We start from the raw sequence: 21228 nt of genomic DNA, 5'->3' as shown, positions 1-21228 counted from the left end.
AATGTCCCAGCCTACGATGGGTCATCTTTTTTAAACAAATGAACCCCTGTAACGATGATCAAACAAATGATAGAAGAGAGAACGATAGAGACGCTTGATATGCTGAGCGCCATCCCTTCCCATCTGCCAATGAAGAAACTGCCGATCAATAACAGCAATCCAAACAAAGTGATACATATCGGAACAATCAGCCCGGCATGGCGATGCCTGCGTCTTTTTCCTGCCCACCATGAGAGACAGAGCACAATAACAGTAAAAATAGCGGTTTGTAGCCAGAACATATCGCATCAACTCCTTTTCTTTTTTATCCTATGACAACGGAGGTTTTTCCAATGAATATTAGACCGATTCAAAAGCAGGACAATCCTTTTATCGCGGCCATTATCCGCCAGTCATTAGAATCAGCGAATCTTGCGATTGAAGGTACAGCCTACACAGACCCACACCTTGATCAGCTTTTCGATTACTATCAATCATTGACTCATGCAGCCTATTGGATTGCCGAAGAACATGATGAAATTGTTGGTGGCGTTGGCATTGCCCCTTTCACAGATGGCATTTGTGAGCTGCAAAAGCTTTATTTAAGCCCAAAAGCACAAGGCAAAGGTGCGGGCAAGAAACTGATGGATACGGCCCTGCAATATGCTGCTACATACTACGATGCTTGTTATTTAGAAACCCGCAGTGAATTAACAGCTGCTACTGGTCTTTATCAACGGTATGACTTCTCTCTTCTTCCTGCACCGATTGAAGGCTCAGAGCATTCTGCCATGGATGCTTGGTATCTCAAAACCTTTTCAGCGTGAGGCATAAAATAAGCGATACGTCTTTGTCCACTGAAAACCTAGCTTCTCTGCCAATTTTGCCGAGGTTGCATGATGGACATCGCAATCCCAATGCGGTGTCTTCCCTTTTTCAACACAGATGCTGATCATTTGCTGAGCTGCTAACAAAGCCAACCCTTTTCCACGGCAGGCTTCATCTGTCCAAATATCGATTTCCACACGTTTTTCACTTAAAAAAATAGAGATACATTCACTGACCACATCTTCACCATTTAAGATGGCAACTCCGACGCCATTAGATAAAAAGTGATCTACTCCTCCCCAATATGCTTCATAATAGCTGGATGGGAATACTTTGCTTGCGGCAATGACTTGTTCATTCGTGCGTTTGATCATTTCGTCTTGATCAGGCACAATCAGATCAGGAGAGGTCAAGTCATAAGAATACGCATGTCTTTGCATTTCATTCAGTTGGGAACCGAAGCATTTTTTCATCATCTCATCTGATGCTGGATTTGCTGAAAACAAAGTGAACCGTCTGTTATCTCTTTTCTGCTTTTTATAAACATCCACAATGAACGTTGAACATAATGAGAGTGCTGCTTCTGTCTTGCCTGCGACATAATAAATGTCGGTTGTCGTCCCTGCAAAATAGACACACGGGTGATCTCGGTGATCCACATATAAATCTCCTTGTATCACGCCATCGAGTATCGCATCTACGAACACTGGATAGGCAGGATCAATCCGCCGAATTTCCTCTTTTACCGCTCCTGTCCTTTGTTGATCTACAAGATACAACATCATTCCTCCATTCACGAACGAGTATCTTTTCATTATAAAGGAAAGCCGCAGACACGCGGTGAATCTTTGCAACAAAAAGAATTCTTCTGCATCAAAGCAACATTCAATCGCATTCGCTTTCATCTATTGCTATGCTCATTGTGAGAGGAGGTTTATGAATGAAATTTCGTTTGATCTGGAATCAAGAAAAGGATGTGACGGAAGTAGACGTCATCAGCCATCCACATAATCAAGAACGTTTACAAAAGATGGCATCAATGCTGGAGACTAGTACATCTCTAACGGTCAAAGATCCAAAAAATGATCGGCAGTCTCTTTTACCATTAGAACAAATTGAAGCGATCTCTGCGCTTGGACATCTGTCAAAGGTGATCACGACTCAGGGTACGACGTATTTTCTCAGTAAACGGCTGAAGGATCTGAAGTCGTTAGAGCGTGAACATTTCTATCGTATCAACAATGCAGTCATTCTCAATTTAGCGCAAGTCGACAGCTTTGTTGCTGGTACGTACGCTCGCTTAGAGGTCGAAACCATCTCGAAAAACAGCTACACCGTCAGTCGTCATTACGCCAAATATATAAAGGAGCGATTCAAATGATCAAGGAACTAAAACATCAATTTATGCAAACAGCTTTTGTCTCTATCGTATGGCTGACACTCATCCTGTCAATCACTCAATGGTCATCCTCTATCCCTTTTCATTACGTGTGGCACATCATTGCCATCGGTACTTTGGCAGGCATCGTCTTTGGGGTCATGTATCCTTTACTATGGAACTACTTTACCTTTCCAGCACCCATCAACATTCTCATCTCCACTGTCGTCAATTTAGGGTTTCAAGTAGGAGCCGTCGCTTTATATTCGACTACACTGCTCGAATGGATCATGCCTTATTTTATCGGTATAGCCTTTCTCACATTAATAGGCCATATCATCGCCTTTCTGTTTTACAAAAAGCAACAAAATCAAAAACTGGCGCAGGCACTGAATCACCTGAAGCCGCAGCCTTAAAAAAAGAGACCTAAAAAAGGTCTCACTTTTTTCAATAAAGATTTTTGAATAAATCTTTGGTGTTCCATTTTATTACTTTATTTTTTAATCTACTAGTAAATTATCAACAGGATTTTTTAGGAAAAGGATTATTTCCTCACTAGACACAAGCATTGGTAGTATCTGCTTTTCATTATTCTCCTGATGCCTCTTCTGTCGCCTTCCCCTTCCAAATAAGGGTTAAGCCCAATCCAAGAAATAAGACAACACCCGCAAACAGGAATGGGAAATGAATATTTTGATCGAATAAAATGCCGCCAAGTGCCGGGCCAAAGATCGTACCAAGACTTGTGTAGGTAGAGTTCATCCCTGCGACAAATCCTTGCTGGTTGCCAGCGATTTTTGATAAGAAGGTCGTGAGTGCAGGGCGCAATAAATCGAACGCAAGGAAAATCACACACGTCACGATCAGCACAACCATAAAGCCTGACACGACTGTGGAAACAAAAGCGAGAACTGCTCCAACAATCAAGCATAGTTGAATAACTCGTTTCTCCCCAAGCGCATTCACCATTTTACCAAACACGAGGACTTGGATGATGACGGCTACAATTGAACTGACGGTAATGATAATCGCAATATCCTTCGGACCAAATCCAAACTTGTGATTTGTAAACAAGCTAAAGACCGTTTCATATGCAGATAGTCCAAACGCCAGCACAAAGACAATGATGAAGGCGATGAGATAGCTTGGATGAATCGATTTTTTCAAGTCTTTAAAGAAGCTCGATTCCTTCACTTGATCCATTTGCTCTTCTCGCTCTTCTTTTGTTAATGGCTCCTTCAGCATAAACATAGACGAAATCACAGCAATAAATGCAATCCCTGCTGCAAAGAAAAACGGCAGGCGAACGCCATATTCTGCAATAAATCCGCCAATTCCCGGGCCGATGATAAATCCGGTACTAATAGCAGCGGATACATACCCCATTGCCTTTGATCTTTCTTGAACGGTTGTGATATCAGCGACATAGGCAGTGACAGCCGGCATGATAAATGCCGCACTAATACCGCCTAGAAGTCTTGCAAAATACAGAACATACACATGTGTCCCAAGGCCAAAAACGAGTTCTGATAACGCGAATAGAAACAGCCCAGACACAATCATGATCTTTCTTCCGTATCGGTCTACCCATCTTCCCGCAATAGGTGATGCGATGAGCTGTGCAACAGCAAACGCCGCCACAAGATATCCCATCGTACTGCCCGTTAAATGCATGACATTCATAAAGAGCGGCATGACAGGTATAATCAGACCGATGCCTAAAAACGCAATAAATATATTACTTAATAAAATAACAAGTACCGCTTTTTGCTCACGAATCGGTTTTTGCATGATGTTTGTTTCCCCTTTACTGACTCACTTGTTACTCATGATGGTTGATTCCGTGAATAAACAATGAGATCGCCTCTTTTTGTAATTCCTTTTTCTGCTGCATCGTGTCATTTTTATATAACACGTCTAATCCATAGAATACGGAAAGTAATATTTTCACTTTTGATTCAACATGCTGAATCGACCAGCTGCCATCTTCGTTTCCTTCATGCAGGATGTCTCGCATTACATCATCAAAGTCTACATCAATCTTGTTCAGGCGCTCCATGACTTCATCTGATGTAAATGCACTGGCACAGAATTCTTCACTTGCTCTCATTAAAGGATAGTTAATCCCCATTTGACTAAGCAGCTCTGCAAACCCTGCAAGCTTATCAATGGCCCGGTGCAGCGTTTGTTTCTCTTCATACCACGTCTCCATCATGAATCGATGATCCTCTTCCATAATATGAAGGAACAAAAACTCTTTTCCTTTAAAATGATGATAAAGGTTGCCTTTACTAATCTCAGCCGCCTCTAGAATATCTCGCACGGATGTTTCGGAATATCCTTTTTTCGCAAATAAATCACGTGAAGCGGTGACAATCTTCTGCTTCGTCTTTTCACTTTTTCCAGCCCCGCTTTGTGTACTTGTCATCTATGAACAATCCCTTCTACCTTGCTTTTCTTCACACGGACAAATAAAACCGACCAGTTGGTTTATTTTTTTATTATAAATGGAGATCGCCCATAATACAATGAAAAAGTCATCGACTTCCTAAGGAGTGAATCTCAGTGAAAACAAACAAAACGATCATTTATGCCATCACCAAAAAGGACGTATACTTGTTTTTCTTTTATGAGCTATTCATTGCCACCTTAGCCTACTACATGTTCAAAATCAAACCAACTATGTTTTATGAATGCTTAGGGATAACAGGAAGTATTCTTTGTCCATTGTTGATGAGAAAGTGGAGGTAGAGGTCATTTTCTCATCACATCTATCCCTCTTTTATTTAATTTTTCTTAACATTTAACTTCACTTAAATATTAAGATCGCATATAATATAGGAGAAAAGAGGTGATGTCATTGGATGAGGATATCATTCATTACAGCAAAAAAATCATTGAGTACTCAAACGCACTAGGTTCTATCTATGTAGAAGAGTATCAACGATTCTTAAAAAATGAGTATGCAGATTTAACAAGCAAACAAGAACTGACGCTTGAATTGCTGCGGTCGAAGACGAGAACAATCAATGAACTAGCTGATTATTTCTCCATTTCATCTAGTGCCGCTAGCCAGCTCATATCAAAGCTTGAACAGCTTGGATATGTGAAAAGAGAGATTAATCCACATAACCGTAGAGAAATCATTGTTGATTTTGCTCAAAAGGGCCATGACTATCATAAAGATATTGAAAAAATTCAGCTGCATCTTATTCAAAAATACTATGCCAAGCTATCAAAAGAAGATCTAAAAACATTATTATCGCTTTACGAAAAAATCTATCAAATTGCGAAAGAAACGCCTTAACCCGGCCTTTCATGCATGAATATGTAAGCTAGATAAACGATGAAGGGGATGATCATATGGACAGGATTCATTTGCAAGATGGACGTCATATTGGTTTGTCTCAATACGGTGATCTTGAAGGATTCCCAGTATTCTTTTTTCATGGGACACCTGGATCGAGAGTGATGTTTTTAGATGATGATCCAATCTCAAAAGAGCTTGGCATTCGTCTCATTTCTTTAGACAGACCTGGTTTTGGTTTATCTGATCCGCAACCTGACCGCACCATTTTAGACTGGGCAAAAGACGTACAGGAAGTGGCCGATCATCTTGACATCTCCCAGTTTTCAGTGATTGGTGTCTCTGGAGGCGGGGCATTCGCTGCTGGTTGTGCCTATCAATTGCCAGATCGCATTCTTTCGGCTGCTCTCGTCTCAAGTACCACCCCATTTCAGGATGGTAAACCGCCTAAAAGTATGCTAAAAGAGAACAAGATTGCCTTTTTCCTCAGTAAAAGAATGCCTTGGCTCTTAAAGGCAAGCTATCGCGCTCAGAAAAAACTAATTGAAAAGAAACCAGAGAAATTCAAGAAACTAACGAAAAAAGGGAACAAACATTTACATCCTTCGGATCGGCAATTTCTTCAAACCGATGATCAACTGGAGCTGATGATGCGGCATTTATACGAAGCCACTCGTCAATCAGTTGATGAATGTATTTATGAGCCAGATTTACTGTCGCGGTCATGGGCATTCGATATGAAAGATATACAAATCCCTGTGGATGTCTGGCATGGAAAAGAGGATCAGATGGCCCCTTTTGCAGAGATAGAAAGAATGGCTCCGAACATTCCAAACGCCAAAACGCACTATATCGAGCAAGCAGGACATTTTCTTACTGATATAGATGATGTTTGGAGAGACATTTTACTCTCTTTAAAAAAACGGGCTGAACATCAGGTACACATATAAAAAAAGACCCAATGATACGTCGGGTCTTTTTCTTTTTAATACTGCTCGTAATAGGATTGAATTTTATCTGGATCTTTTGTTTTCGTCAGAGCCAGCATGAGTAGAATGCGGGCTTTTTGTGGATTTAATGAATCCGATGAGACAAAATGATGTTCATCATCCATTTTTTCATGTGTGACAATGCCATTTCCTGCACGGCTTGACCTCACGATCACCACGTCTTTCTTCACTGCATCTGTTGCCCCATTGATCGCTTCTGTTGACATCGTTCCATTCCCTGCGGCGGCAACGACAATGCCTTTCGCTCCTGCTTTAACCGCAGCATCATACACATACTTTTGATCATTTTGATAGCCGTATAAGATATCCACTTGCGGCAGCTCTTTTAGCTTTGAAATATCGAATTCACTGTCAGCTGTATGTTTTCTTGTCGGTTCGTTATAAAAAGAGACAACTTCACCCGCCACTTCTCCAATGTACCCTTGCTCAAGAGACTTGAACGAATCGGTTGTGGTGGTATTTGTCTTCGTAATAAAACGAGCAGAGGCAATTCGGTCATTTAATGTCACCATTACACCTTTGCCTTTGGCTTCTTTTGTCGAAGCAATTTTCACTGCATGATACAGGTTAAGCGGGCCATCCGCACTAATGGCAGATGCTGGCCTCATGGAACCCACGACCACCACTGGCTTATCACTTTTTACAACCAAATGTAAAAAATAGGCCGTTTCTTCTAAAGTATCTGTACCATGTGTCACCACAATGCCATCCACTTGATCATCATTTAAAAGCTGATTGACTCGTTTCGCTAATTTTAAAAGAAGAGCGTTATCCACATTTTCACTGCCGACGTTCGCTACTTGCTCACCCGTGACATTTGCAATATCCTTCAGCTGTGGTACGGAAGCAATGACTTTATCGATTCCAAGTGCACCAGATTTATATCCAGTCGTATCTGTATTACTATCTGAACTACCGGCAATCGTTCCGCCTGTTGCTAGCACCTTAATATTGGATAAAGATTTGTTCCCTGTCTCAACAGCCGTGTTTTTTTCTTTTGTTTCACTGGTAGTGCTTTCTTGATTACTTTGATTATTCTCTTGAGTGCTATCGTTCGCACAAGCTGCGGTCACCAATAGTGAAACAGAAAGAAGGGCAGCACCAAACCATTTTGTTACGTTCATAAGATCATCTCTTTTCTTAAATGTGATGAATAATTATCTGTCTATAGGGTTTACTTTATACCATTCCTTCATTCATCAGCATGAGGTGAAAGTCACAGAACCAAATAAAGGAAAAAGGACACTATTATCAAAATTTATTTATACCATAATACCTAAATTGACTTCAGAAATCGTTCTCAACCCATTTATGATAAAATATAGTAAATCTTACAAAAAAGGAGTACATACAGTGCGTTACGTTCAACCATTTTACAAAATTCTACTCACACTATTCTTCAGTTCCATTTTACTCAGCTTGTTCGTATGTTTGTATCCACCGATTCAGGGCGAGCCTGCGTTTATGATGCTTTACACTCCCATCTTTTTTGTTTATTATTTCATCTTTGCGGTACCTTTACAGTTGTTGTTTTCTTTACAGCCCAAGGCTTTTCATCCTCTTTATTTAGCGGCTTACTTACTGATAGCAATGATTGTCATGCTTTTTGTTATGGATGGAATTGAGAGCTCCACATCCCTTCCGATCATGATTGTCAGCAGTCTCATTTACTGGACCTGCGATTCTTTCATTCATCAAAGAAGCATAAAAAAAACACCTAATGTGTAGGTGTTTTTATCTATTCTAGTATGTGTTGACAGTGCTCCACATTATCCAAGACATCTTTCGGCTCGGTGACCTGCTGATCACTAAGAGAATCTATCCTCAGTGATTGGAACTTTTTATTTCATGCTTGTGCCAGCGTGTGAAAAAATGGGGTCCTTCAATTCAAAATCAAATGTCTTCCCATCAACGATACCAACTGTTTTTGAACTGTCGTAAAGCTCAAGCAAGCACGCTGCCATTTCTTTTGATGTGTGATATTTCTTGATAGTGCCTTCATATTCGAATTGATCGACATCTAATGAACGCTTTGCAAATTCCGATTCTGTCGCAGCAGGCGCTAAAACTTTTGCCTGTAATTTGGCTCCTTTTTCTTTCAATTCTAGGGCCAGCCCTTCTGTAAAGGCGCTCACATAAAATTTCGTGGCTGAATAAGTGACAGCGTTGCCGACGACGGTATAACCCGCTCTTGAAGAGATATTGATTAGCTGCGTCCCCTCTTTTTGCTCATAATCACGGACAAACAGGGTGGATAAAATTGTTAACGCTTCAATATTGAGATGAAGCATGTCCCCAATTTTTTTCACATCCTGCTCTCCTATTGAACCAAAATGGCCAAACCCAGCATTATTAATGAACGTATCCAGCTCATCACCAGCTAATGACTCATAGAAAGAATACACTTGCTCTCTGTCTGTTAGATCAACAGACTGGACTTTCACTTGAATATCGGGATATGTTTCTAGAATCTTTTCTTTCAGTTCTTGGAGTTTATCAAGCCGGCGTGCAGCTAAGATCAGATTTTTCCCTCTTGCTGCAAAGGCCAAAGCCGTTTCATACCCAATACCTGAACTTGCCCCTGTAATGACTGTATAGCCCATTGTATATCCCCCTATTCGTATCTTCTAGCTTTTTAAAGTATAGCGAGAGCATGTGACTCTAGTCAATTTTGAAGAGATTCAAAGAGACATGAACAACTGAACGTTCAGCTTTTAATCGGTTTCTTTTGAATCATGTTGGAGGATAGCCTGCTGAGCTTTTTTTGTTAATTTGTGAAAAACCAGTTGATAGGAATGTTCAATTAGCTCTTCGACAAATGAAGATGGAATATCTGCATCAAGATAAATAGAATTCCAATGCGTCTTATTCATGTAATAGCCGGGAATAATTCCTTCATGCATTTCTCTTAATTCTTCAGCGCGTTGCGGATCACATTTTAAAGTGATGACTGGCTTGCGATCGACGTCTCCCCCCATCATGGCGAACATCTTTCCACCTATATGATAACGATCTGCCTGCCACTCAGGTTGATAGTCGTGGGTTGCTCCTTGTAAAGAAAGACAAAATGCCTGTAGTGTCTCTTTTTTCATTCTATTAGCTCCTTTTTTAGTTGTCTTCTATCTTTCTATTATATCGACAGTTGTGATTGTTGTATCTACACTTCTTTTCAGGACGTCAGCGAGAACAAAAAAAAGCACAGACAAAAAGGTCTGTGCTTTTTACTTATATCCGAATATTTCTTATTCAAACGCCTTCTTAAGCTGATCGCTCATCAGATGCCAAGCCTCTTCAGCTATCTCTAAATCTCCGGCATGAGTGAACGCATGAGGGACTCCTTTAAATTGTTTGTATGTGACATCTACCCCTGCTTCTTTTAACTTGCCTGCATAATGCTCAGCTTCTTCAGCTAGTGAATCCTTCTCAGCTGTGATAACAAGAGCTGGGGGCATTTGTGCTAAGACTTCTCTCTCTGCAAAGACTGGAGAAACGAGCGGATTGTGCGGATCTTGACCTTGCAGGTAGAAGGCATTAAACAGTCTCGCCATTTCAACTGGAATTGCTTCTTCAAACGCTGGCTTTTGTGCTGGATCAGTAGCCAAATCAAGCGGTGGATAGTCAAGCACTTGATAGACAATCGGAAGTTTGTTCCCTTTTTGGATATCAAGCAAACAAACCGCTGTTGCCAAATTCCCACCTGCACTATGACCGCCAATGGCTAATCGATTTGGGTCTATTTGTAGTTCATCAGGATGTTCATATAACCATTTCATCACATCGTAGCATTCATGAAGAGCTGCCGGAAAAGGGTGTTCCGGTGCCAGCTGATATTCCACATTGACAACGATACACTCCGCACGATCTGCTATGACCGGACACCAATGATTATCCATTTCAGCACTTCCAAGTATAAAACCGCCCCCATGCAAATTCACGAAAACAGGTAGGGGTTGTTTCAATGTTTTCACAGGTTTAAATACCCACACCTTTGTTTCACCAGCACCCGTTGGGATATCATATTCCATTTTGTTCACTTCAGGAGGGTGGACTGGCTTAAGTTCTGATTGACCAGCTAATGAATCTTCAGCTGGTTGACGCAATGACTCAGCCATTTTGATTTGTTCGTCTAAGTTCATGATCTCAGCTCCTATCTTATTCTTTTATCTCTATCCATTCGTTACGAATTTCGCCTTTTCCTTCAATGTCGTCAGAGAGTCGTTGCTTTTTATCTATCTCCCCATTTTCAGCTCCTTTGAAACAAACATTCACCCCTATGAGTAAATAAAAAAAGCACTGCGGCGCTAAGTCCTCAGTGCTTTTCATATATTATGATACTTGTTGTTCTACTTTCACTCGTTTAATAAAGAAAGCAATCACCAAACCAATCACTGTCATAATGACAGCAAAGATAAAGGCATGCTGGACGCCATTTGTAAAGGCGAGCAGCTGATTGACTGGATTTGCGGGATCAGCCACATTTTCCATAAAGCTGCGCGCTCCTGATGAAAGGATCGAGATACCAACCGCAGTCCCAATCGCTCCTGACACCTGCTGCAATGTATTCATAATCGCTGTACCGTGCGGATATAGCTCTGGCGGCAGCTGATTTAATCCATTTGTTTGGGCAGGCATCATGATCATCGCAATTCCTATCATTAACGTAATATGAAGCGTCACGATATAACCGATGGACGTATTCACACTTAAGTTCGTAAAGCCAAACATGGTCGCTGCAACGATGACAAGGCCTGGGATGACAAGCCACTTCGGCCCAAATTTATCAAAAAGCCCACCCATGATTGGCGATAGCAGTCCATTGATAATTCCACCTGGTAATAGCATTAAACCTGCGGTAAATGTAGAAAGTGCCAATGACGTTTGCAGATATAATGGCAAAATCATCATAGCAGACAGCATCACCATCATACACACTAAGATCAGAAGTAACCCGATCACAAACATTGGATATTTAAATGGGCTTAAATTCAACATCGGTTCTTTCATGTTTAACTGTCTTAGGGAGAACACAAGAATGCCAATGACACCTACAACAATCGCCACAATCACATGCATACTGCTCCAGCCACCGCCTTCACCGGCACTGCTAAAACCATACACAATTCCACCGAAACCGATGGTTGATAGCACAATCGATAAAATGTCGATTTTCGGTCTTGTGGGTTCCGTAATATTTTGCATAAAAATATACCCAAATACGAGTGCAGCAACTAATAACGGAAGCGAAATCCAAAAAATCCAATGCCATGTTAACGATTTAAGAATAAGACCAGAGACCGTTGGACCAACTGCTGGGGCAAACATAATGACAAGACCGATAATCCCCATTGATCTACCTCTTTTATGAGGCGGAATGATGACCAAAATCGTGTTAAACATCAATGGAAGGAGCAAGGCTGTTCCTACTGCCTGCACCACACGTGCCACCATTAAAATACTGAAGACTGGTGCAACGGCCGCAATAAATGTACCGATGATCGAAAAGACCAGTGAAGTTATGAAAAGCTGTCTTGTTGTAAACCATTGAAGAATGAGGCCAGAAATTGGAACAAGAATCCCTAGTGTTAATAAATAACCGGTTGTAAGCCACTGAGCAGTCGTTGCTTCAATACCAAAGTCTAATGTTAAACTTCTCAGCGCCATGTTGAGTGCCGTTTCACTGAACAGTCCAATAAATCCAGCTGTGATAAATGAAATAATAATGGGCAGCGTTCGAATGTCGGAAGCTGCTGTTTGCTGTTTGTTCATATTAAGTTGGCTCCTTTTCTTTTTCAATATTGAGCAATCTTAGGAAGTCAGGCTAGTCAGAAATGAGCCACTTCATTGTCGTTGAAAAACAGATAAAATTTGTTTTTCCGCAGCGAATTGTGCAATTTTTTCGATTGAGTAGCCGGATTCATGAATATAAAACATGAGTTCAGGCGTCATTGGAGAGGACATACATAATGTCGTCAACTCAATGTCTTGTATGTTCGCTTCTCCCTTTACTTTCGCTTCCTCGAGCAAATCACGAATGATTTGTTTGAGTGATTGACTGTAATGACAATCATATACTTTACTTGTCTGCTCTAAGTTCCCAGAGATTGTGAGCATGCGAATCCAATCTAAATGATGACCGACGATGAGATGAATTTCTTCAAGAACATATCGTAAACGCTCACGAACCGGTTGATCACTGATTTTACTTAAGTAAAGATGCAACGCAGGGATCAGTTGTTCAAATTTTTCTCCAAGGATCGAAAGGCATAAATCACTTTTATTGGCATATCGGCGGTAAAGAGTACCCTGTCCAACACCAGCTGTTTTAGCAATTTTATGCATACTGACATTCTCTACACCAAACTCTTGAAACAAAGAAAAAGCGACCTCTTCAATTTCCTTTCCAATATCCTTTTCCATGATGCTTCACCTTCTTTACCTTCATCCACCTTGCATATATCTCTATGTGTAAATCAAATTTCTTTCATTTTCATTAGGACAATTGTACCGGTATTATCTTACGGACAACAGTCCGCTTTGTCAATCATTATTTTTTACCTATCAATTTTCTTTTCATTCTATTAAAAAAACACACTGTTTATCATTATTTAGACCGATTTTCCATTTTGAGAGAATCATGTATGATCAAAAAGAAAACGCTTTCAAAAAGAGAGGGGAATGCCTACATGTCTTACCGTGTAAAACGAATGTTGATGCTGCTTGTCACTGGATTATTTATGAGTTTGTCCACATTTGCTGCAAGTGCCTCGGCACAAACGGGCGGGTCGTTTTATGAACCGTTCAACAACTATAATACCGGGTTATGGCAAAAAGCCGATGGGTACTCGAACGGAAATATGTTTAACTGTACGTGGCGCGCAAACAATGTCTCCATGACGTCGTTAGGGGAAATGCGATTATCGCTCACAAGTCCTTCCTATAATAAGTTTGACTGCGGAGAAAACCGTTCTACTCAAACATATGGCTATGGGCTTTATGAAGTCAGCATGAAACCAGCCAAAAATGTTGGAATCGTGTCTTCGTTCTTTACTTATACGGGACCGACTGATGGTACGCCTTGGGATGAAATCGACATCGAATTTCTAGGAAAAGATACGACAAAGGTTCAGTTTAACTATTATACCAATGGTGTCGGAAATCATGAAAAAATCATCAACCTTGGTTTTGATGCAGCAAACTCTTATCACACATATGCGTTCGACTGGCAGCCTAACTCGATTAAATGGTATGTGGACGGTCAATTAAAACATACGGCTACTACTCAAATCCCTCAAACACCTGGAAAGATTATGATGAACTTATGGAATGGTGCAGGTGTCGATGAATGGCTCGGCTCCTACAACGGTGTTACTCCACTTTACGCTCATTACAATTGGGTGCGTTACACAAAAAGATAACCACATCACAAAACCTGTGACAAGTCACAGGTTTTCTTCATTTAAATAGAGCTCGTTTTTAATTGATGAACTAGTTTTTGTTCATAACTGTGGATAATATCTTCATAACTTTCGATCTTGTAATCTAACCGTTTAATCGTTTCTTCGATTTCCTTTTGTTTGTCTACGAGCCTTTCTCTCTCATTGACCAAAATACTCTTTCTTGAGGACAATGTACGATCCTCTCCCTCGATAAATAAAGCCGTATATTCTCTAAGAGCATCAATTGACAGACCCGCATTTCTCATACATTTAATAAATTCTATCCACTGAATATCTTCTTCTGTATAATCACGAACACCATTTTCATCACGCCTGATCGGTCTAATTAAACCTATATTCTCATAATACCTGAGCGTAGCAGTAGATAAATCGAGCTGTTTGGCGGCTTGTGCTATTTTCATTGTTTTCACCCTTCTCTTCTTTCTCTTACTTGACGATCTCCCTTTTCCCATCATCTCCATTTTTATCGAGAAGACAAGATACTTTTGGCTCAAATCTTGATTCAAGGCTGATGCTAAAGCCTGAATTGAGGCGATCAGAGGGTTCTATGTTGACTTAAAGTTCACTTTAAGACGTACAGTATAGAGGAAGGACCGAATCTTACTTTTGAAAGGATGATCAAGAATGTGTCAGACGCACCAATCAAACGTTTTAAGTGTTTCCCATGCAAAAGCAAACTTTGAACGGACAACCATTGAACGAAGAGCACTTCGTCCACATGATATTTTAATTGATATTCAGTTTAGCGGGATCTGTCATTCAGATATCCACAGTGCCTTTGATGAATGGGGCGGCGGTATTTTCCCAATGGTTCCGGGTCATGAGATTACTGGAGTTGTTTCAGCTGTTGGGGATGCTGTCACGAAATTCAACATTGGTGATCGTGTAGGCGTCGGTTGTTTTGTCGATTCTTGCGGTACATGTGAATATTGCCAAAATGGAGATGAACAATATTGCAAGAAAGGAGTCGTTCAAACTTATAATAACCTGGATTATGATGGAGAACCAACTTACGGCGGCTACAGTCAGAAAATTGTTGTGACAGAACGATTTGTTGTCAATATTCCTGACCAGCTCTCCCTCGATGTCGCCAGCCCTCTTCTCTGTGCCGGCATCACAACGTATTCTCCGTTAAAACACTGGAAGGCTGGGCCTGGCAAAAAAGTGGCGATTGTCGGAATGGGCGGTCTAGGTCATGTCGCCATTCAATTTGCACGCGCACTTGGCGCAGAAGTGACTGTATTAAGCCGCTCTTTGAATAAAAAAGAAGAGGCCCTGTCATTTGGTGCAAAAGACTATTTTGCTACAAGTGACCCTGATACGTTTAAGACACTAGCCGGTCAATACGACCTCATTCTCAATACCGTCTCTGCCAATATCAACGTGGATGCCTATTTGTCCTTACTTCGTGTTGACGGAACATTAGTAAACGTCGGTGCACCACCAAAGCCAGACAACTTCCATGTGTTTTCATTAATTACGGGACGTCGCAGCATCGCCGGCTCACTCGTTGGCGGCATCCAAGAAACACAAGAAATGCTCGATTTCGCAGCTGCTCACAATATCGCACCACAAATTGAAGTGATCAACGCAAACCAAGTCGATGAAGCATATGAACGTGTGCTCAATAGTGATGTGCGTTATCGGTTTGTGATTGATATTTCGACATTATGATCGGATTCTATTTGGAAAGACCAGCTCAATGGCTGGTCTTTTTTTAATGGTGGATATTCTGTTTTTCTTGTAGCAAGGATTCTTGAGGATATGATCAAAAACCATCCGAAATTCACATGAAAAAATCTCTCTTTTTCAGAACAAAATTTATTGACAAAAAATAAATAAACATGTTATTATTAAAAATTTGATTATTTTACCCATAAGTGTGGTACCCTTAAAGTAGATACATGATATGGAGGCGGATGATATGTTTCAAATTGGTGATAACATTGTTTATCCAATGCACGGAGCAGGTATAATTGAAGCCATAGAAGAAAAAGAATTCTCTGATGAAAAACAGCAGTATTATGTGATCAAAATGTCAATCAGTCATATGAAAGTGATGATTCCAACACGGAAAATGTCAAGTTCACGTATTAGACCTGTTACAGATATACTGGCATTAAACAATGTGATGCACATTTTCCAGCATGGCGAATCAGATCAATTACTGACATGGAAAGAACGCCACACAATTAATACAAACAAAATAAAAACGGGTGACATCCAAGACGGTGCTGAAGTTGTACGTGATCTGATGCGGATGAAGAAAGCGAAAGCACTAAATGCAAGTGAAAAGAAAATGCTAGATGATGCTCATGAATTTTTGTTAAGTGAATTAGAAGTTATCGAAGGGATTACAGAAAAACAAATTAAAAGTTTCTGTTAAGAACTCTGCCGGGCTTTACGGTATCCCTCACCATTTTTGAATACATGTTCTCTACGAATTGATCCATCCTTCAATTTTGTTAAAGAAAAAAAGAATTTATTTAAGCAAATTCCGCATATTGTAAATCCAATATGCTATACTGTTGATAAACCTTTGAAGCATGAATTTTTTTACGATTACCTTGTAACATCTCCCTACTTGTACGTTGAGTAGGGTTTTTTATTGCAGAAATAAATGAAAGCACAAAAAAACAGGCTCTCTACAGAGAACCTGTTTTGATAGAATGAAGATTAAGCAATTTTTTGAACGTTAGCAGCTTGAGCTCCACGAGAACCTTGCTCTACGTCAAATGATACTTTTTGACCTTCGTCTAAAGATTTGAATCCGTCACCTTGGATAGCTGAGAAATGTACGAATACATCGTCGCCTTCTTCACGTTCGATAAATCCAAAACCTTTTTCTGCGTTAAACCATTTTACTGTACCTTGTTCCATGTTTGTTGCCTCCTAGTGCGTTATCACACAATGTATTATACTATCCTTGCCCAAAGTATCCTCAAGACGAAAAGTCTTTCTTCATGCTATCCTTTACGCCGAACAAAAATAATTATTCTTATTGTAACATGAATCGGAAATTATTGCAATTTAGGATTTAAAAGAGTAAAATCAACGATCATATTCAATTTTGTTCTTCTCTGACTTTAAGATATTTTTTCTACAAAATGGGCGTTCAATCATGAAATGAATAAATAAGTTCATAACGCAAACCTTTTTTTCAGACATCTGTCAGTTTTATTTAAAAGTAAAGAATAAGAAACATTACTTTACTCTTAGAAAATTGATGTCATTTTTATTTTAGTTAAGGTTAGCATCTCTATTCCTATCAATTCTTAAAGTAACTATAAGACTAGCTACGCTGGCTAAAGTTCCTGCAACAGAAACAACAATTGTTAAAAAATCTGGAATAAGAAATCCTATTGGAATGAGCCCCAGAAAAGATAGAACAATAAAACATTGATATACACTAGATATAGTTCTCACAATCAAGTGACTGAAAAAGGACATCACTAACGGAGGAATGAATAAACATAACATTATTCCAATTGATATTATTAAGATGTGAGGCTGATCAAATGAAATGACATTATCCCCAGGGGAATTTTTGGCAGCCACTAGCAAAACAACTATAGACATCATGAGAGTAAGTAAAACTAGAGAAAACCTTTTTATCATGTTATAACTCCTTTGGTTGATCTTATGCGACTTAATTTATTTTTATCAAATTATCTCATTATCACCTTTATTTAACAATATAAAAGGTGATTAGAAAACCACCCCATCATAACTAACAACTATTCTCTAGAGGATAGTCATTAAGATTTCACAGCTAAGTTAATTTGAAGTGGAGTCGTTTGTTCAAAGAGAAACTGATATTAAAATCGACTGGACACGTTTCCACCCTGCATATAATCGATGTATCTTGTGATCTCTTTCTAATAAAAGAGCACATAAAAAAATACCAAAGGTACACTACCCTCGGTATTTTTTAGAGGTGATCGAGAGGACTTAAACCTCCATGGGTTATTCACCCCTGACTCCGATTTGCACAAATTTTGCACAAGATCTAATCTATTTCTTCACATTTTCCGACTCAAGTCTGTTTAACCAGTTATGGACTAATGAATGAAACACATCGGGTTGTTCAATCTGCAGGTTGTGACCTGCCATATCAAGCACTGCAAAAGTGGCCCTTGGATAGTCTTCGATCAGCCGCCACGCATCTTGATATCCGACTACATCGTCTTGACGTCCTGTGATCATGAGCGTGGGATATTGAAATTCAGCTGAAATGTCGAAGGTATAGCCATATCCATTTTGAAGAATGTTATTGATGAATTTGTAACAAAACCAAACTTAGGGGGAAGTATAAAAATTTAACACAGATCATATAATGCTCTTACTCGAGAAATATAATATTATACAAATTTTTCTCTCCAAAATAAGAACATTGAAAATAAAACAAAAAAACCAAAGGTTATAAACCTTTGGTTTCTTAGATGCGGCCGAGAGGACTTGAACCTCCACGGGTTATTCACCCACTAGGCCCTCAACCTAGCGCGTCTGCCATTCCGCCACGACCGCGTGTATGATGTGCTCATATATTCATAAGTGCACTGTTTGAAAAAACAATGCGGGTGAAGGGACTTGAACCCCCACGTCATAAAGACACTAGATCCTAAGTCTAGCGCGTCTGCCAATTCCGCCACACCCGCGTGACAATGGTGAGCCATGAAGGACTCGAACCTTCGACCCTCTGATTAAAAGTCAGATGCTCTACCAACTGAGCTAATGGCTCATCTGCTATGCAGAAAAACATATATATAAAAATGGCTGGGCTAGCTGGATTCGAACCAACGCATGACGGAGTCAAAGTCCGTTGCCTTACCGCTTGGCTATAGCCCAACGAATCAACATAAAAAGAAAACATGACCCGTACGGGATTCGAACCCGTGTTACCGCCGTGAAAGGGCGGTGTCTTAACCGCTTGACCAACGGGCCATATGATAATGGCGGAGAAGGAGGGATTTGAACCCTCGCGCCGCTTGCGCGACCTACACCCTTAGCAGGGGCGCCTCTTCAGCCACTTGAGTACTTCTCCATTATGGCTCCGCAGGTAGGACTCGAACCTACGACCGATCGGTTAACAGCCGATAGCTCTACCACTGAGCTACTGCGGAATAATAAGACATGTTTCATTATATCTATGCCAGAAAAATGTGTCAAGAATTTTTAAACGTTTCATTCCTGCTCCATTTGCGACGGCTTTTATAATTTAACATATACTAATATAACAGTCAAGCCTTTTTCCATGCCATTTGTTTAACTTGGCAGAAAGCCCCCGACCTCCACGTAGACCAAGGGCCTTGATGCAGCCTTCCTCATAAGATTAAGACAGATGAAACTTTCGCATCCACTTATAAAAAGTACTTCTTGGCACTCCTGCTAACCTCGCTGCTTCTGACACATGACCTTTTGTTTTATGCAGTGCGTCTATCACTGTTTGCTTTTGAATGCGTTCCCTGAATGTGAGTTCTTTTGAAGTCTCGGGTTGCTCTGCTGGATGCAGCTTCTGTTTTTTCTGATCAATCGTCTCTAATACTGAAGCATATTGCGATTCACCAATCCATCCACCTTTCGGAAAGAGGACCCTTAGATGTTCAAACAGGTTAAAAAGCTCTCGTATATTCCCTGGCCAATGATACGCCTGTAATTTCCGAAAAAATGATTCAGGAAACGCTGCATTCCAGTGATGCTTCTTTTGGTAATAACGATATAAATCATGAATGTCTTCTTTTCTTTCTCTAAGCGGCGGGATATTGATCGGATAGACATGAAGACGGTAATACAAGTCTTCTCGTATTTTTCCTTCCTTCAGCAGTTCGTTCATATTACGGTGAGTCGCTGTAATGATTCGAATATCCAAAGGGATTTCGTGTGTCCCGCCGAGCGGTACGACTGCCCTTTCTTCTATCACCCTAAGAAGCGCTACTTGCATCGCATATGGGATTTCGCCTATTTCATCTAGAAAGAGTGTTCCTTTATGGGCTTGTTCAAATTTTCCTTTAGCTCCGTGACGTTTTGCTCCTGTAAAAGCACCTTCAACATAGCCAAACAGCTCACTTTCTAACAGGCTTTCAGGAATGGCTCCGCAATTAACAGCAATGAACGGCCCTTTATGCCTTTCACTGGCGGAGTGAATGGCTCTAGCGGCGAGTTCCTTCCCTGTCCCTGTTTCTCCCCAAATATACACATGAGCATCTGTTTGTGCCGCTCTCTTCATCTCACTAAGCGTCTGTTGAAATACCTTACTTGTTCCTGATTCCCCGGGAAATTGAGCAAAAGAAACGGTCATGCTGCTTTTCGCTGCTTCTTCAAGAGAAAGGGATATGCCTAGCACCATCCCGTCTTGTTCTGATTGAATGATCTGCTTTCCCCGAATAACAAATGAATGATCCTTAAGCCGCTCAACATCCATTCCATGCCAGTCTGAAAATCGATCTCTAATCGACCTGCTGGCAGACACAATTTGCTTTTTTTCATTACAGACCACATACGGTTCATCTGATTCCACCTGCTGAAGACAATGAGTGATCCGTTCCATCTCTCTCCTTTTTTGCTCGACTTGAATGTCTCTCTCTATGGCATAAGCAACCGTTGAAGCCATTCCAAGCATAAAAGGGTGCTTGTTATCCGTCATACAGGAGATGTCAATCACCCCTATGATTGTACCGTCCGCATCACGAATTGGAGCAGCTGAACAACTCCAATGATGAGAGGCGATAGAAAAATGCTCCGTTCCGTTGACCGTCACCGCTTCTCCAATGACGAGTGCCGTTCCGATCGCATTTGTCCCTACATCTGTTTCAGTCCAGCGTGAACCCTCCATAAAATTAATTCTTCTGGCTTCCACCATCGTTCTTTCGCTTCCTGTCAGACTTAGCACATAACCATCTGCATCGATGAGTAAGGCCAGCATATCAGAATCTTTTAATTGCTGATTGATTTTATTTAAGTAAGGAAGAGCCGCATTTAGGAATAATGAATATTTCTTTTTTTGGGCACTGAATCGTTCCTTTTCTAACAACGACTGTCCTTTATCTAAATACGGATTCACATTTGCCTGTTTACACCTGTGCCATGATTCTGCCACTCTCTTATTCAGACGAGACTGATCAAGCAAACCTTCACGAACAAAACGTTTCCACGTATTTAAATAACAAGGCGTCGGATTCATTCCATCCTCTCCTCTGGGGGCTTTTTATTCATTATAGATAAACATAAAAGCGCTTTCAATTATCATTGGCTAACCCAAGAAGTCAATTG

At 40.5% G+C, this 21228-nt stretch carries 23 protein-coding genes, 7 tRNA genes and 1 pseudogene; 9 read left to right on the top strand and 22 right to left on the bottom strand.

Features of this window, described 5'->3' with window-relative positions; translation table 11 throughout:
- Nucleotides 1-11: 11 nt before the first annotated feature.
- Nucleotides 12-281: a YesK-like family protein gene (locus AC0VYC_RS02845; RefSeq protein ID WP_024719170.1), complete on the bottom strand. Its 270-nt coding sequence runs from the start codon at nucleotides 279-281 to the stop codon at nucleotides 12-14.
- 51 nt (nucleotides 282-332) lie between these two features.
- On the opposite strand from AC0VYC_RS02845, the gene AC0VYC_RS02840 reads away from it, so the two are divergent.
- Nucleotides 333-806, top strand: coding sequence for a GNAT family N-acetyltransferase (locus AC0VYC_RS02840; protein WP_256689036.1), 474 nt, complete (start codon nucleotides 333-335; stop codon nucleotides 804-806).
- Here AC0VYC_RS02840 and AC0VYC_RS02835 read toward each other — a convergent pair.
- Nucleotides 798-1586: a GNAT family N-acetyltransferase gene (locus tag AC0VYC_RS02835; RefSeq protein ID WP_159145835.1), complete on the bottom strand. Its 789-nt coding sequence runs from the start codon at nucleotides 1584-1586 to the stop codon at nucleotides 798-800. The two genes, AC0VYC_RS02840 and AC0VYC_RS02835, sit on opposite strands and share 9 nt — an antisense overlap.
- 161 nt (nucleotides 1587-1747) lie before the next feature.
- On the opposite strand from AC0VYC_RS02835, the gene AC0VYC_RS02830 reads away from it, so the two are divergent.
- The gene (locus AC0VYC_RS02830) at nucleotides 1748-2188 is read left to right on the top strand and encodes a LytTR family DNA-binding domain-containing protein (protein ID WP_024719172.1); all 441 of its coding nucleotides are present in this window, start codon (nucleotides 1748-1750) and stop codon (nucleotides 2186-2188) included.
- Nucleotides 2185-2601: a hypothetical protein gene (locus AC0VYC_RS02825; RefSeq protein WP_256689034.1), complete on the top strand. Its 417-nt coding sequence runs from the start codon at nucleotides 2185-2187 to the stop codon at nucleotides 2599-2601. The genes AC0VYC_RS02830 and AC0VYC_RS02825 overlap by 4 nt, the downstream gene beginning before the upstream one ends.
- Nucleotides 2602-2773: 172 nt before the next feature.
- Here the strand turns inward: AC0VYC_RS02825 and AC0VYC_RS02820 are convergent, their stop codons facing one another.
- Together AC0VYC_RS02820 and AC0VYC_RS02815 are read right to left on the bottom strand one after the other, a co-directional pair.
- Nucleotides 2774-3976 carry an MFS transporter gene (locus tag AC0VYC_RS02820; RefSeq protein WP_024719176.1) on the bottom strand — a complete coding sequence of 401 codons (1203 nt, stop codon included), beginning with the start codon at nucleotides 3974-3976 and terminating at the stop codon, nucleotides 2774-2776.
- A 31-nt stretch (nucleotides 3977-4007) separates the two neighbouring features.
- Nucleotides 4008-4613, bottom strand: a complete 606-nt coding sequence (locus tag AC0VYC_RS02815) for a TetR/AcrR family transcriptional regulator (RefSeq protein ID WP_047947333.1) — start codon at nucleotides 4611-4613, stop codon at nucleotides 4008-4010.
- A 137-nt stretch (nucleotides 4614-4750) separates the two neighbouring features.
- On the opposite strand from AC0VYC_RS02815, the gene AC0VYC_RS02810 reads away from it, so the two are divergent.
- The 3 genes from AC0VYC_RS02810 to AC0VYC_RS02800 all read left to right on the top strand — a co-directional run bounded on the left by AC0VYC_RS02810 (nucleotide 4751) and on the right by AC0VYC_RS02800 (nucleotide 6442).
- A complete protein-coding gene (locus tag AC0VYC_RS02810) occupies nucleotides 4751-4936 on the top strand; it encodes a hypothetical protein (protein ID WP_047947332.1) in 186 nt (61 codons plus the stop codon).
- Between the two features lie 103 nt (nucleotides 4937-5039).
- Complete coding sequence (locus AC0VYC_RS02805) at nucleotides 5040-5492, top strand: MarR family winged helix-turn-helix transcriptional regulator (protein ID WP_019743356.1); 453 nt, start codon at nucleotides 5040-5042, stop codon at nucleotides 5490-5492.
- Nucleotides 5493-5548: 56 nt separating this feature from the next.
- Nucleotides 5549-6442 carry an alpha/beta fold hydrolase gene (locus tag AC0VYC_RS02800; protein ID WP_144668410.1) on the top strand — a complete coding sequence of 298 codons (894 nt, stop codon included), beginning with the start codon at nucleotides 5549-5551 and terminating at the stop codon, nucleotides 6440-6442.
- A gap of 35 nt (nucleotides 6443-6477) precedes the next feature.
- Here AC0VYC_RS02800 and AC0VYC_RS02795 read toward each other — a convergent pair whose 3' ends face one another.
- The 6 genes from AC0VYC_RS02795 to AC0VYC_RS02770 all read right to left on the bottom strand — a co-directional run bounded on the left by AC0VYC_RS02795 (nucleotide 6478) and on the right by AC0VYC_RS02770 (nucleotide 12919).
- Nucleotides 6478-7626, bottom strand: a complete 1149-nt coding sequence (locus AC0VYC_RS02795; protein ID WP_007496435.1) for a type II asparaginase — start codon at nucleotides 7624-7626, stop codon at nucleotides 6478-6480.
- A 717-nt stretch (nucleotides 7627-8343) separates the two neighbouring features.
- Complete coding sequence (locus AC0VYC_RS02790) at nucleotides 8344-9105, bottom strand: SDR family NAD(P)-dependent oxidoreductase (protein ID WP_041507603.1); 762 nt, start codon at nucleotides 9103-9105, stop codon at nucleotides 8344-8346.
- Nucleotides 9106-9216: 111 nt separating this feature from the next.
- Entirely contained in the window at nucleotides 9217-9594 is a 378-nt protein-coding gene (locus AC0VYC_RS02785; RefSeq protein WP_019743360.1) for an MmcQ/YjbR family DNA-binding protein, read from the bottom strand.
- Nucleotides 9595-9744: 150 nt separating this feature from the next.
- Nucleotides 9745-10638, bottom strand: coding sequence for an alpha/beta hydrolase (locus AC0VYC_RS02780; protein ID WP_035390348.1), 894 nt, complete (start codon nucleotides 10636-10638; stop codon nucleotides 9745-9747).
- 190 nt (nucleotides 10639-10828) lie between these two features.
- Nucleotides 10829-12268, bottom strand: a complete 1440-nt coding sequence (locus tag AC0VYC_RS02775; RefSeq protein WP_008346741.1) for a DHA2 family efflux MFS transporter permease subunit — start codon at nucleotides 12266-12268, stop codon at nucleotides 10829-10831.
- A gap of 72 nt (nucleotides 12269-12340) precedes the next feature.
- On the bottom strand, nucleotides 12341-12919 hold the full coding sequence (locus AC0VYC_RS02770) for a TetR/AcrR family transcriptional regulator (protein ID WP_039169846.1): 579 nt from the start codon (nucleotides 12917-12919) through the stop codon (nucleotides 12341-12343).
- A gap of 266 nt (nucleotides 12920-13185) precedes the next feature.
- Between AC0VYC_RS02770 and bglS the strand changes: the two genes are divergently transcribed.
- Complete coding sequence (gene bglS, locus AC0VYC_RS02765) at nucleotides 13186-13917, top strand: beta-glucanase (RefSeq protein WP_285529577.1); 732 nt, start codon at nucleotides 13186-13188, stop codon at nucleotides 13915-13917.
- Between the two features lie 41 nt (nucleotides 13918-13958).
- Here the strand turns inward: bglS and AC0VYC_RS02760 are convergent, their stop codons facing one another.
- Nucleotides 13959-14360, bottom strand: a complete 402-nt coding sequence (locus tag AC0VYC_RS02760) for a MerR family transcriptional regulator (protein WP_039169850.1) — start codon at nucleotides 14358-14360, stop codon at nucleotides 13959-13961.
- A gap of 223 nt (nucleotides 14361-14583) precedes the next feature.
- Here AC0VYC_RS02760 and AC0VYC_RS02755 point away from each other — a divergent pair, with 223 nt between their 5' ends.
- Both AC0VYC_RS02755 and AC0VYC_RS02750 read left to right on the top strand, forming a co-directional pair.
- Nucleotides 14584-15633, top strand: a complete 1050-nt coding sequence (locus AC0VYC_RS02755; protein ID WP_050826995.1) for an NAD(P)-dependent alcohol dehydrogenase — start codon at nucleotides 14584-14586, stop codon at nucleotides 15631-15633.
- Nucleotides 15634-15883: 250 nt separating this feature from the next.
- Complete coding sequence (locus AC0VYC_RS02750) at nucleotides 15884-16345, top strand: CarD family transcriptional regulator (RefSeq protein ID WP_096881048.1); 462 nt, start codon at nucleotides 15884-15886, stop codon at nucleotides 16343-16345.
- A 290-nt stretch (nucleotides 16346-16635) separates the two neighbouring features.
- On the opposite strand, the gene cspC is transcribed toward AC0VYC_RS02750, so the two are convergent.
- From cspC to AC0VYC_RS02695, 11 genes and pseudogenes are all read right to left on the bottom strand, one after another.
- Nucleotides 16636-16839, bottom strand: coding sequence for a cold shock protein CspC (cspC, locus tag AC0VYC_RS02745; protein WP_008346765.1), 204 nt, complete (start codon nucleotides 16837-16839; stop codon nucleotides 16636-16638).
- A 360-nt stretch (nucleotides 16840-17199) separates the two neighbouring features.
- Nucleotides 17200-17577, bottom strand: coding sequence for a hypothetical protein (locus AC0VYC_RS02740; protein WP_024719193.1), 378 nt, complete (start codon nucleotides 17575-17577; stop codon nucleotides 17200-17202).
- A gap of 396 nt (nucleotides 17578-17973) precedes the next feature.
- A pseudogene (locus AC0VYC_RS02735) lies at nucleotides 17974-18246 on the bottom strand (alpha/beta fold hydrolase); the annotation flags it as partial.
- A gap of 156 nt (nucleotides 18247-18402) precedes the next feature.
- Nucleotides 18403-18486 (bottom strand) — tRNA-Leu (locus tag AC0VYC_RS02730).
- A 48-nt stretch (nucleotides 18487-18534) separates the two neighbouring features.
- Nucleotides 18535-18617 (bottom strand) — tRNA-Leu (locus AC0VYC_RS02725).
- A 7-nt stretch (nucleotides 18618-18624) separates the two neighbouring features.
- Nucleotides 18625-18700, bottom strand: a tRNA-Lys gene (locus AC0VYC_RS02720).
- 32 nt (nucleotides 18701-18732) lie between these two features.
- Nucleotides 18733-18807 (bottom strand) — tRNA-Gln (locus tag AC0VYC_RS02715).
- A 24-nt stretch (nucleotides 18808-18831) separates the two neighbouring features.
- Nucleotides 18832-18903 (bottom strand) — tRNA-Glu (locus tag AC0VYC_RS02710).
- A 9-nt stretch (nucleotides 18904-18912) separates the two neighbouring features.
- Nucleotides 18913-19003, bottom strand: a tRNA-Ser gene (locus AC0VYC_RS02705).
- Nucleotides 19004-19007: 4 nt separating this feature from the next.
- Nucleotides 19008-19082 (bottom strand) — tRNA-Asn (locus AC0VYC_RS02700).
- A 209-nt stretch (nucleotides 19083-19291) separates the two neighbouring features.
- On the bottom strand, nucleotides 19292-21139 hold the full coding sequence (locus AC0VYC_RS02695) for a sigma-54-dependent Fis family transcriptional regulator (protein ID WP_475389368.1): 1848 nt from the start codon (nucleotides 21137-21139) through the stop codon (nucleotides 19292-19294).
- Between the last annotated feature and the right edge of the window lie 89 nt (nucleotides 21140-21228).

It is taken from the genome of Bacillus sp. iso_77 (assembly GCF_056173625.1).
Note: the sequence above shows the minus strand (reverse complement) of the source record. Positions and strands in the feature narration are given on the sequence as shown.